Raw genomic sequence first — 12690 nt, 5'->3', positions numbered from 1 at the left:
GCTCGTTCGTATAACAAGTTTAATTGGTGTTTTTTAAATGGGAGTGGTTCAAAATAGTATAGGTAAAGTAGGTGCTAAGAGCAAACAATTGTTTCGCTACATACGGAAGCACCCCTTCAAGACTTTCTTTTTTCTACTACTCCTTGGCATTACCGCCGTGGCCATCCTCATGTCCATGATCTATTATGGGGCGTTCGGAAAACTCCCTACGGCGGACTATTTAAAAGGCCTGAAAAACCCAGTGACCTCTACCATTTATGCTTCCAATAAGGAGCCTATTGGGTATTATTTCTTACAGAACCGCTCCAATGTGGATAGCTCACAGATCACCTCCAATCTAAAAAATGCCCTGGTAGCTACCGAGGATACCCGTTTTTATGACCATGGAGGCGTGGATTATAAAAGTTATGCTAGGGTTTTTGTGAAATCCATCATCCTGGGGCAAAACGCAGGAGGGGGGAGTACCATCACCCAACAGGTCGCCAAAAACCTGTTCGGGAGGGAAAAACAATTTTTTCTTTCCACCCCCATCAATAAGATCCGCGAGGTTTTTATTGCCAAGCGCTTGGAAAACATCTACGATAAGGAAGATATTTTATTGCTGTATTTCAATACCGTCTCCTTTGGGGAAAATACCTACGGGATAGAAAAGGCCGCAAACCGCTTTTTTAATAAACCCCCGGAGGAACTAACCCTTCCGGAAAGTGCCACCTTGGTAGGGCTGCTAAAAGCTCCTACCTATTACAATCCGAGATCATTTCCCGACCGTGCGGAACAGAGACGTAATGTGGTTTTGTCCCAAATGGAAAAATATGGGTATTTGACCGCCGAGGAATTTGCAGCCGCCAAAGCTCCTTTAAAGCTGGACTATCAGACGCCTAAAAAATCATCCTCCTTTTCCAATTATTACAAGGAATTTGTAGCCGCTGAGTTTCAGAAATGGGCAGAAGAAAATCCGGCTCCAGACGGACATACCTATGATCTGGAGGCCGATGGTCTAAGCTTGTACACCACCCTAAACGTAGATATTCAGCACTATGCGGAACTGGCCATCCAACGCCAAATAGACCAGCTTCAATCGTTGATGGACCGCCATTGGTCGGCATCAACCACAGAAGGAGGCAAAGAGGCCCTCTTGAAGAAAATAGAGGAAAGCATGGGGGGCATCCAAAACATGCGGAAGGCCGGAAAGACCGAAGCAGAGATCAATAAATATATACAAGAGAAAAAGGAACGTAAATATTGGGTCGTAGGGAAAGGCTATGAGGACCAGCTGATGTCCTTGGAAGATTCCATAACCAAAAGTATCAACAGACTGCATGCCGGAGTACTGGTGATGAGCAGTACCTCTGGTAGGATCATGGGTTATGTTGGGGGTATCGATTATGGTTTTAGCCAGACAGATAACATCATCACCCCAAGACAGGTTGGGTCCACCTTTAAACCCATCACCTATCTGGCAGCCTTACAAACCGGGCAGGAGCCTTGTACTTTCTATGATAATCAATTGCTTACGTATTCCAAATACGAAGATTGGAGACCGCGAAATGCGGACCATTCCTACGGGGGCAGCTATAGTATGCACGGGGCATTGGCAGGATCTATCAATACGGTATCCGTGTCCATACAAATGCGTACGGGAACAGAAAGGGTATTGGAACAGGCGAAGAAAATGGGGATTGAAACTGAGTTGCCAAACGTACCTTCCATAGTTCTGGGAACTGCAGATATCACTCTATTGGAAATGGTAAGGGCCTATGCCAGTATTTCCAATGGGGGTAATAAAGTAAAGCCCTTCGCCATTGAGCGGATCGAGAACGAACAAGGGGAGGTGATCTATGAAGCAAAACCTGCCTATGAGGGGAGGGTAGCCAGTTATAAGAATGTAAAAGCCATACAAAAAATGATGGAGGGCGTGACACAAGGGGGCACTGGTTCCCGTTTGGCAGCATATAATATTCCATTTAACATCATTGGAAAAACTGGGACCACCCAAAACAATGGGGATGGCTGGTTTATTGGAGCTTCTCCTGAACTGGTTGTTGGTGCCTGGGTGGGTACGTTTGACAAACGCGTACAGTTCAGTTCCACAACTATGGGCTCTGGAGCCAATACGGCCTTGCCGATGGTAGCCTCGGTTTTCAGGGATCTTAGTTATTGGAGACGTCCCATCCTGACGAATTTTGAATACGAAATAAATCATTTTCCTTGTTGGCCCTACAGCATGTTATCGGCAGCAGAAGCTGCTCCTTTGGCATTGTCCGACACTACATACCGACAATATTTAAAAATTCGTGATTCCATTAGGGGAGCAATAGTGCCAATTATGGAAATTGAAAATGATTCCTTGGCCCCATTAGAGCAGAAGCTCGATTCAATTTCTATAGACAGTACAGCCAAACAATTGAAAATGCCACTACCTATTTCTAGAAAATAGAGGTAGCTATGGATTGTTGGGCATATTCATTTAGTGCTCAATAGTCGTTGAAAAAGATTTAAAAAACCGAGGAGTACTGCAGATATTACTCCAACATAACACCAACCAAACCACATCATACATGGTATCATTGAATTTCTGGGATTATTTGATCATCATCGTTTTTTTTACCATCACCCTGTCCATAGGGCTATATGTTTCCAAAAAATCAGGCACCGATTCCAATGAGTTTTTTCTTTCCGGCCGTACCATGCCATGGTGGTTGTTGGGAGTCTCCATGGTAGCCACTACCTTTTCCACAGATACGCCCAATTTGGTAACCGATATTGTACGGACCAATGGGGTTTCCGGAAACTGGGTATGGTGGGCCTTTTTGCTAACGGGCCTTTTGACCGTTTTTGTTTATGCCAAACTCTGGCGAAAATCGAACGTGAACACCGATATTGAATTTTACGAATTTCGATACGGCGGTGCCCCTGCCAGGTTTTTACGAAAATTCAGGGCCATCTATTTAGGGGTCATTTTTAACGTCATTACCATGTCGGCCGTCACCTTGGCGGCCATTAAGATCGGCGGTATCATGCTGGGGCTTGAGCCATGGCAGACCGTGGTCTTTGGAGGTGTCATCACCGTAATATTTAGCGCCGCGGGTGGATTTAAAGGGGTGGTCTATACCGATTTTGTCCTCTTTTTTGTGGCCATGGGCGGCGCTATAGGGGCGGCTTATTATCTGGTGAACTTACCTGAAGTGGGCGGGGTGTCTGCCCTAATAGCGAATGAAGCGGTAGCCGGAAAGCTATCCATTTTACCCGATTTTAGCGATAAACAAGCCTTGATCACCTTATTTATTATTCCCTTGGCCGTGCAATGGTGGAGCTCTTGGTATCCGGGAGCAGAACCTGGAGGGGGAGGGTATATCGCCCAAAGGATGTTGGCCGCCAAGGATGAGAACCATGCCATTGGTGCTACCTTCTTTTTCAATATCATGCATTATGCGCTAAGGCCGTGGCCATGGATCCTGGTCGCCCTGGCCTCTTTGGTGGTATATCCGGATTTGGCAAGCATACAGGAGGCATTTCCGAATATTACAGATGATAAATTGGGGCATGATCTGGCGTATTCCGCCATGCTGACCAAATTGCCCAGTGGGTTGTTAGGACTGGTATTGGCCTCCTTGGTAGCAGCCTATATGAGTACCATTTCTACCCAATTGAATTGGGGGTCTTCCTATGTGGTCTATGATTTTTACAAGCAGATGATCAATCCTAAGGCGTCTGAAAAGAAATTGGTGCTGGTAGGTCGAGTTTCCACCGTGGTCCTTATGGTATTCAGTGCCCTTTTGGCCCTGGTACTTCAAAATGCCCTGCAATTGTTTGAGGTACTCCTGGTATTTGGTGCCGGGACCGGCCTCATCTTTATTCTGCGTTGGTTTTGGTGGCGTATCAACGCCTGGAGCGAGATCACGGCCATGTTCGCCTCGGGGATCGTATCCATTTTATTAAAATTGACCCCCTTGGGAGCCTTTCTGTTTGATGCTGAATCTGGCGTTTTTGAAAACTATTATGAATATCCCTTTGTGGTCTTGGTCACCACCATCATCTGGGTAGGGGCTACCTTTATTACCCAACCTGAAAGCAAAGAAGTATTGCAGTCGTTCTATAAAAAGATCCAACCAGGAGGCCCGGGCTGGTCAAAAGTGGTTAGGGAGGCCAAGGCCGAAGGCAAGGAAATTGTCCATGCGAAAGAAGGGTGGAGTGTTCCTTCAGGCATTGTGGCCATGCTATTGGGCTGTGTCCTGATCTATAGCTGTATGTTCGCAACCGGCTATTGGATTTATGGCGATTATATTTATGCAGGGGTGTTAACGGGAATTGCCGTTGTGTCTGGATTTTTGATGACCAAGATGTGGAGCAAGATCAAATCAAATATTTTGTAGATAAAAAGTGCCTTAAACTAATGTGTTAATAATGAAACAGATTTTTAAAATCTTAGTTTGAATCGAAATAACCTTATTCTTCTCCTCTTTCTGGTTTTTACTTCAGTGGAGGAAACCTCAGGGATCTCATAGGCTTCATAGAGGAATAAAAGAGCGGTTACGATATCCAATAGCACCCAAACAGCCTTATCGTATAGATACACCGGAAAAATAGGATTAAAAACTACCGCTACCAGGCCAAAGGCGATAACAAAAATTCTGTTTTTGCCTATATTGTTCACCATGGTCAACAACGCAACACAGGTAACGATAACCCTTAGATAGGCATAAAATATTTCTGGTAAATTTAAGCCTGCAAAAAATAAATGACAGGCGCACACAATAGATAAAATATTGAATATTTTGCTCTTGATTGTAGTAGGTGGCATAAGCTTGGTATAATGGGTTTATGACAATTCCAATAGTAAGTTTGGGGGGCTGACTTCTTTTTGGGTTTACAAATATAGAAAAAAATCTACTTCACAAGGTGTTTGTAATGTTAAAATTTGGATGATGTCAATTATTTTGATGTTTATCCTTTAGTTCCAATGGCATTGACGCGGTATTCCGTTTGGTGCTTTAGATCAGTCTTAAGTCCTTAAGAATAGAAACCAAATGGGCGGTAGTGTTTGCCTGAAAATCTTCCTTTAGTTCCTTAATGCGCTTTTCGATGGAGCTCTTGCTGCTCGGTGAAATTCCGTTTGCCTTAAAATCAGTGGCAATCTCGTCATGTGTATGTCCGCCGGCCAATTTTTTCATTAACTCAATTTCAAAATCACCCAGGGACAAAATGTTTTTCTGGGCCATTATCCCCTCCAAGTGGGGCGATAGGTAACTTTTGTTTTTGTGGACCGAGGTAATAGCGTCTTTTAGTGCCAAAAGCCCCTTCCGATCTTTTGATACAAACGCATCGATTAGACCACTTTCCCATAAGGATCTTACTGCCTGTGGGTGGTCTTCTATAGAATATACGATGATTTTTAAATTGGGTTGGGCCTTTTTAAGGGCAGCAATGAGTTCTTGTCCGGACGCTAGATTTGCCTCCATGTAATCTGGCTTAAAAGAAAGGTCGGTTATCAAGAGTTGAAATGGTGCTCCATCTAACTGCGCCTTCTTTGCCTTTAAATAGGCATCGTCACAATAGGAGGTGTGTTGTATCTCTACTATCTCCAATTGTTGCAGGATCATATCCACACCCATACTAATGCTATCAATATCTTCGGCTACCAAAACTTTTGTATACATAAGGTCTTTTTTAACCGGGAATCTTTAGTTCTGCCCTAAATCCTTTTCCTGGTTCTGAGGTAAAGGTAAAGCTTCCATGGACGGAAGAAATACGGTTTTCCACATTTGAGAGGCCACTGCCATTCTTTTTATCATCCAAAGTGGTCCCCAGGCCATTATCGTTATACCCGATCCATATGTATTTCCCTTCCTTTTTAAAGGTAAGGGCGACCAAGGATGCCCCGCTGTGCTTTTTCATATTGGTCATGAGCTCCTGGAGCACGCGGTACAGTGTCACTTTCTTTTCTTCGGAAACCTGCCCCCAAGATATATCTTCCATACCCTGAACATAGAGGTTGGTACCTTCCGGGATATAACTCCCCAACATGCCCTTTAAGTCCGTAGGAAACCTTTTGTCCGTAAAAATACTGTGGTTCTCTTTGGATATATTCCGGGTTCGGTTGTAGATATATTCCATGTCGTCCAATACTTTGCTGTCGTTCTTCCCCAATTGTAATTGGGTCATTACACGGTACACATCATTGGCAAGTTCGTCATGGACTTTCTTGGAGATCCGTGTTTCCGTTTTATAGCTTTCTTGGATTTTTTCTATCCTATGGTTCCTTCTGAGGAGTATGAACACAAAGGAGGAGCCCATCAGAACGAGAATAAAACTGGACAGGTAGATGATATTTTGTTTCTCTTTCTCTGCCGTTTTTGTCTTAAGCAAAAGCACATCCTTATTCAGCTGGTCATTATCGTATTTTGTGGAGGCATAAATACGTCTGATCTTTTGTTTGGATTTTTCCAGTCCATTCCTGATTTCTGAATAGGCAAGGGCCTCAGAAGTTGCATTTTTACCCAGATCGTGTTTCAGGCTAATGATGTAATCCAAAGCTTCCATAGCTGCTATAGGGTTGTTTTTCTTCTGGGCTATTGCATAGGCACTTTCGGAATAATACAGGGCCTTGGCCTTATTGGATTCCAAATAAAATTGTGTGAGGTGAATGTAACTGGATACGAGGCCGCTCAGGTCATTGAGGTCCAATCTTATTTTTAGGGCATCCAGCAGTTTTTGTTCGGTATCTGCATTTTCTTGGCCAGAAAGCCAGGAGGTGAACGCCAGATTATCCTTTATCCGTGCACCTTCCCTTGCATTGTTGGGGTCCGCTGCTTCCAATAGGGAAGAATATAAGGCTATGGCCTCTGCGTATTTTTTATACTTTACCAGGATATTGGCCCGCGTATTTTCATACACCACCAAAGATGCACTGGAAATTTGATCGGGATGGTTCTTCGCCAATTGGATCGCTTTTTTATTCCAAAGCAGGGCGTCCGCATAATCACCCATTTCTTTGGCGCAGACCGATATGACATGTTGGAGGGCAGCAGTCACTCGGTAGTTTGTTGTTTTTTCCAGATAGTCAAGACCTTCAACGGCAGTAATCTGACCCCCTATATAATCCCCTAAACTTTTTTGGATATTTGCCATGGCATTGAGCATGTCCGCTGCAGCCTCGTAATCCCCCAAGCGGACATCAATTTTAAAAGCTTCGTTGTAAAACTCGTATGCTTCGTCCGACTTATATTGAACCTGGAGATAGTACCCTAAATAGAAATTTGATTCGGCCATAAGGCTGCTGTCCGACATCTTTTGGGATAACCGCAGCATTTTTTTACTGTAAAGGACCACACTGTCATATTCAGCTTTTTTGACATGATTTTTAATCGTGCTTTTTAAAACGGCAAGCCTTAAGGAGTCACTATCACTGCTGTCATTAAATTGGGAATGGGACAAGTTTTGTGTAGGGGATACTGTTATGGCAACGATACATAATAGCAAGAATAGGGGGAAGAAAAGAGATTTCATCATTATTCAAATGTAGAAAAAAGGCGTAGAACAAAAGAGGATAATCTTATAAAAAAAAGAAGTGCCTTCCCCCCAGAAGGCACTCCTATGTACCAAAACTAATTCTTATCCAATAGATAAATAAAATTCACTTTGGTTTGTTATATATTCGACCAATACCGAAGTATTGGACTGTAAAAATATAGGTTCTACAACTTACTTCATTACGGTTATCCGTAATCTGTAAGAAATTGTTGAAACCTTTCACGAAAATAAGGGTTATACGGCTGAAAATAAATAGTTGCAATATGATGCTACTATTGAAAACTAGGATTTAAATACCCAAAAATGGCAGTTGATTCTTTTGTCTTGTCTATTGAAATCGTACTATGGCCAAGGTCCTGCCAAAGCATGCTTACGCGACTATTGCTGAATTAGAAGAGGATTGTGCACCAAGGTACTACTAGGTAAATGAAGAGTGGAAAAAAGTAGCCACTATGGATTGTTGCGTGAAATTCCCCTTCTACATAATGTAAAGGGGAATGTTCTAGATGGTTCCACTGTATAGCGGTTTATTTTTTATTGGTTTACGATAAAGGCATGTATGACGCCTGGCAACCATCCAATTATGGTCAAAATAATGCTAATAAGTAAGGTTGTACCTACCCCATGTTTTAAAAACACGGCTAATGGTGGTAAAAAGATGTTTAATAAAATAGTGAGTATGGACATAATCGAGAGTTTTAAAGAATTAGAATGTTTAATGGCGTGCAAGTTCCAAAAAGAGCAGGATAAGGAGGAACGCAATCAAATTAAATACTAGTTCTTATGATAAAAGATTGCACGAGAGACGGCCGTGCGTTAAGAAATGGTCCAGTGGACCATTTTAGCTAAGGAGCGAGCTGTAGCGCTGGCCTTCGAATCCCGGAGGCGCAACGAAAAAAACCACCCGAAAACGTATTTTAAATATTGAGTATTGTGGAGCCGGAGACGGCCGTGCGTTAAGAAATGGTCCAGTAGATCATTTTAGCCCATTCGACTGCGCTCAGGACAGGTTCCATAGCGAGCTGTAGCGCTGGCCTTCGAATCCCGGAGGCGCAACCGACAGAAGGAGGTTCATGAATACCTTTAAAAAGCAATAACAAGCCATGAACTAAACGAAAAAAACCACCCGAAAACGTATTTTAAATATTGAGTATCGTGGAGCCGGAGACGGCCGTGCGTTAAGAAATGGTCCAGTGGACCATTTTAGCTAAGGAGCGAGCTGTAGCGCTGGCCTTCGAATCCCGGAGGCGCAACGAAAAAAACCACCCGTAGGTGGTTTTTTGAAGTGGAGCCGGAGGGATTCGAACCCTCGTCCAAACAAGCAATTACAATGCTTTCTACATGCGTAGTTTTTGATTGATTTTCGATGTGCACCTGACCAAAAACAGCCTAATACACACTTATCTTCTTAAGTTTTGGTGGCAGTGCCGAAGCTTCACTACCCTTGTGTTGACTTTGATGGTGCTTCTGAAAGGGACGCCGTCAACAAGGGCTTCCCAGAAACATCTCGCTTCCCTACCTTGTAGGGACGAGGCTAAATCCTACTATGATTCGGATTAAGCGGCAAGAGCGTAATTATTTTCGCCAATTAAAAAGTGTGGAAAATGAGTTTTACGAGCTGTAGCCCAGCGCTCGGCATGCTTACATTCCAATTGGTCTCGCTGTCAAAACCAGTCGGCCCCATAATAGTTGGAACTGTGTCCCAGTATTATATGTATCAATGAACTTCTTTATGGCGTTCCCCATAAAAGGGTCGGGCTATCCGCTATATTTTTTTGATGTCATCTCGATCGCTGTCGAGAGTAAATCAAAAAAGATACCGCTTCTATCCCTAACGCGGTCGCCAAAGGTACTTCAAAAAGTATTCCAAAAAAAGTTTTGCTTGTCAACATGTCATATGTTACATTTACAACCGAACATCTTCCTAAAGTTATAAATAGTATTTTTCTATGAAATTTGGAATCATCAGGGAACGCAAAAATCCTCCCGATAGGAGAGTGGTACTTTCACCAGAATCATGCGTAAAATTAAGAAGTATTTATCCCAAGTCGACTATTATTGTTGAACCATCGCCTATTAGGATCTTCAAGGATGAGGAGTACGCGACCAAAGGGTTCGAGGTAGCTTCAAAAATGGAGGAATGCGATGTGCTCCTAGGGGTGAAAGAGGTTCCTATGGAAGACCTGATTTCCAATAAGAAGTATTTTTTCTTCTCCCACACCATTAAAAAGCAACCCTATAACAGGGATTTGTTACAGACTGTATTAGATAAAAACATTGAGCTTTTCGATCACGAGGTCATCACCAATGCCAAAGGCCAACGCCTGGTAGCTTTCGGGCGCTATGCCGGAATAGTGGGAGCCTATAATGGGATTAGGGCCTATGGCCTAAAATTTGACCTTTTCAACCTGCCAAAGGCAGAAGATCTGGAGGACCAGAAAGCACTGATTGTAGAATTGCAAAATATCAGCCTTCCCAATATTAAAATATTGCTTACCGGTAGGGGAAGGGTAGGCAATGGAGCCAAAGAAATGTTGGACGCCATGGGTCTTAAAAAGGTAACCGTTGAAGACTATTTGGAAGAGGAGTTCGAAGAACCGGTCTACTGCCAGATCGATGCCTCCGAATACAACAAACGCAAGGACGGGGTAAGGGGAAACAAAGCCGATTTTTTTGCCCATCCAGAAGCATACAAGAGTAATTTTATGCGTTTTGCCAAGGTGACAGATTTTTATATAGCCGGACACTTTTACGGGGATGGGGCACCTTATCTATACACTCGCGAAGATGCGAAAGACCCAAGCTTTAAAATTAAAGTGGTTGCCGATGTCAGTTGCGATATAGACGGACCCGTTGCCACTACCATAAAACCATCTACCATTGCAGATCCTATCTATGGATATGACCCGATGTCGGAAACAGAGGTAGATTATAAAAAAGAGAAGGCCATAGCTGTCATGGCCGTGGATAACCTTCCCTGTGAATTGCCAAGGGATGCGAGCGTTGGTTTTGGGGAAGCTTTCTTAAAAAATGTGATTCCAGCCTTTTTCAATGATGATGCCGACGGGGTCCTGTTGCGTGCTAGAATGACCCAAAATGGAAAACTGACGGAACGTTATTCCTATTTGCAGGATTTCGTGGATGGGAAGGAATAGGATCTATACTTTTTTTAGGACAATTAGGGAGTTGTTCTGGATGGTGGTAACGATCTTAAACAATTCTTTTAAATCAGGATAAACGTTAGATTCATAATTGGCCTTTTCCAGAGATAAATTAAAATAAAGACTGATACCATTTTGTGATCTTGTGCTATCAAATTTTAATGTGCCATTGTTCGAAGTCAAGGCAATTAATTTTTTTTCAGGAAGTTCTAAAACTGTATATTCCTCAGGGATACTAATATTTATAAAGTAGCTATAGCTTCTTTTATATCCAAAATCTATAGGATATTTCCGTTCCTCCATTAAAAAGGGATTTTTACTAAAAAATTTGATTAAAAATGGGTTGAGCGAAATAACATCGGGACCAAGAAGGTTTTCCAGTTCAAAAGTGAATCGTTCCGTAGTCTTTTTGTCATCACTTCTTTCCTTTTGTTGATCATACGAGATTATGGAAAAATTAGGGCTGGATAATTGATTCAAATATTCATCTTCCTTTACTTCCGACAGTATTTTTCTTTTTCGTACTGCCTCATAACCCAAATTTATTTCATCAAAAACACCTATAGCCTTGTTATTGTCAAAATCTAAGTTTAGTTGAACCCTTACAATATGACTATTGTTTTCTTCCTCCTTAATATCATACCAATAACTTTGGTTGTTAAAGTCCATGACCCTTCCATAATAATTAAGACATCTAAAGGGCAACATTCCAAATGGATTTAATTTATCCGTGGCATCAAGTAGATAATCTTCCCCTCCAATACGCACTTTGGCTACTACGTAATTGAAATCGGTAATTACGGGATGACTTTTTGTAGGGAGGCCATTTTCTCTAGTGGAAAGCAACATCAGGTTCGATTCTATATTTGCGGCGTTAAGTAAGTTGATCAGGGAAATATTAATTTCACCTACATTTCCCTTGCGCTCTTCAAAAGCCTCCCTTATTCTAACGTTATTGTAAATACCATACCTGCCGTTCCAAGTGTAATGATCTTTTATATAATTATATATATTGGTAGCTTTAGTAAGATCATCACCTTCTTTCAGGAGGTTCTCAGGTACTCTTTTTTCCAAAAATCCTTGTTTTGTAAGCTGTCTTCCTATGTCCTTATCTTTTTTAAATTCACGGTCCACATCATCCCAAGTCTTGGTATATTTAACGTGCGTACCGTCCATTTTATACATTTCCGAAAGTTCAAAATTGATCCGGGAAATATAATTGGAACTGGAAAGCATATATTCTTCATCAGCTTTGAAAGCGGGAATATCCTTCATGGCATACTTTATAACCTCACAATCTGCGCTTGAGTTATAACCTTCTACATAAAAACAATTCTTTATAATGGAAGCACTGTTGGTTTCTAATGCCAAATTGCCTTTCAAGGTCCTATTATAAATAGAGTTTCCAGGTATTTTAGCATTAAACTCACTGTAAACTTTGGGTAAATGTGACTGGAATGTCCACCCATTCAGGTTGAAAATGTAGGGTGAAACAATGGTGTATTCGTATTCCAATATACTTCCAATCTGAACATTCGGGAAGGTGAATTTTTTTTCAGACCAACTTTCATTATGGTCAATAGTGTAGATTTTGGTTTGGGAAAGTCCCGTCTTAATTTTGTTGTTATGGGTAATTGCTCTTAAGGACTTAATATTTTCTGATAAAGTCCCTCCATGGTAAAGAGGGATAGAAATATTTGATTCAGAGAACCCTTGCTCCTTTAAGATCTTAATTTTAACATGATATTTTTTGACTAGTTGTATTCTTTGTTCTATTGTCTCAAAATAGTTCCCCCCTTTTTCATAAAGCACAACTGCATTGGCGGTACTGTCTTGTGTGAAGCCGGTAAAAGATTCCTCTTCTTCTGACAGATTACCAAAGGATTCATTGTATTGGGAATGTAGGCAGCCAAAAAATAAAAGGGCAGCCCAAATAGCTAAGGTCTTGTTTGTCATGTAATAATTTGGTCCAATGGCTTATAAAATGAGCCGTGAGTAT

The 12690-nt window shown here is 41.9% G+C and carries 8 protein-coding genes and 1 other RNA gene; 3 read left to right on the top strand and 6 right to left on the bottom strand.

Annotated features, from left to right (window positions below):
- Positions 1-37: 37 nt before the first annotated feature.
- Positions 38-2437 carry a transglycosylase domain-containing protein gene (locus ABXZ32_RS02520; protein ID WP_354617108.1) on the top strand — a complete coding sequence of 800 codons (2400 nt, stop codon included), beginning with the start codon at positions 38-40 and terminating at the stop codon, positions 2435-2437.
- Positions 2438-2558: 121 nt separating this feature from the next.
- Entirely contained in the window at positions 2559-4373 is a 1815-nt protein-coding gene (locus ABXZ32_RS02515; RefSeq protein ID WP_354617107.1) for a sodium:solute symporter family protein, read from the top strand.
- Positions 4374-4417: 44 nt separating this feature from the next.
- Here ABXZ32_RS02515 and ABXZ32_RS02510 read toward each other — a convergent pair whose 3' ends face one another.
- The 5 genes from ABXZ32_RS02510 to ssrA all read right to left on the bottom strand — a co-directional run bounded on the left by ABXZ32_RS02510 (position 4418) and on the right by ssrA (position 9212).
- Positions 4418-4801: a DUF6804 family protein gene (locus tag ABXZ32_RS02510; protein WP_354617106.1), complete on the bottom strand. Its 384-nt coding sequence runs from the start codon at positions 4799-4801 to the stop codon at positions 4418-4420.
- 190 nt (positions 4802-4991) lie between these two features.
- Positions 4992-5657, bottom strand: coding sequence for a DNA-binding response regulator (locus ABXZ32_RS02505; protein WP_354617105.1), 666 nt, complete (start codon positions 5655-5657; stop codon positions 4992-4994).
- Between the two features lie 10 nt (positions 5658-5667).
- A complete protein-coding gene (locus ABXZ32_RS02500) occupies positions 5668-7509 on the bottom strand; it encodes a tetratricopeptide repeat-containing sensor histidine kinase (RefSeq protein ID WP_354617104.1) in 1842 nt (613 codons plus the stop codon).
- Between the two features lie 555 nt (positions 7510-8064).
- The gene (locus ABXZ32_RS02495) at positions 8065-8217 is read right to left on the bottom strand and encodes a YqaE/Pmp3 family membrane protein (protein WP_354617103.1); all 153 of its coding nucleotides are present in this window, start codon (positions 8215-8217) and stop codon (positions 8065-8067) included.
- Between the two features lie 596 nt (positions 8218-8813).
- Positions 8814-9212, bottom strand: a transfer-messenger RNA (tmRNA) gene (gene ssrA / locus ABXZ32_RS02490).
- A 267-nt stretch (positions 9213-9479) separates the two neighbouring features.
- Between ssrA and ABXZ32_RS02485 the strand changes: the two genes are divergently transcribed.
- On the top strand, positions 9480-10685 hold the full coding sequence (locus ABXZ32_RS02485; RefSeq protein ID WP_354617102.1) for an NAD(P)-dependent oxidoreductase: 1206 nt from the start codon (positions 9480-9482) through the stop codon (positions 10683-10685).
- Positions 10686-10688: 3 nt separating this feature from the next.
- Here the strand turns inward: ABXZ32_RS02485 and ABXZ32_RS02480 are convergent, their stop codons facing one another.
- A complete protein-coding gene (locus ABXZ32_RS02480) occupies positions 10689-12647 on the bottom strand; it encodes a DUF3857 domain-containing protein (protein WP_354617101.1) in 1959 nt (652 codons plus the stop codon).
- Between the last annotated feature and the right edge of the window lie 43 nt (positions 12648-12690).

The organism is Sediminicola luteus, assembly GCF_040566555.1.
Taxonomy (GTDB): Bacteria; Bacteroidota; Bacteroidia; order Flavobacteriales; family Flavobacteriaceae; genus Sediminicola.
This window is presented reverse-complemented; position numbering and strand designations above follow the sequence as displayed.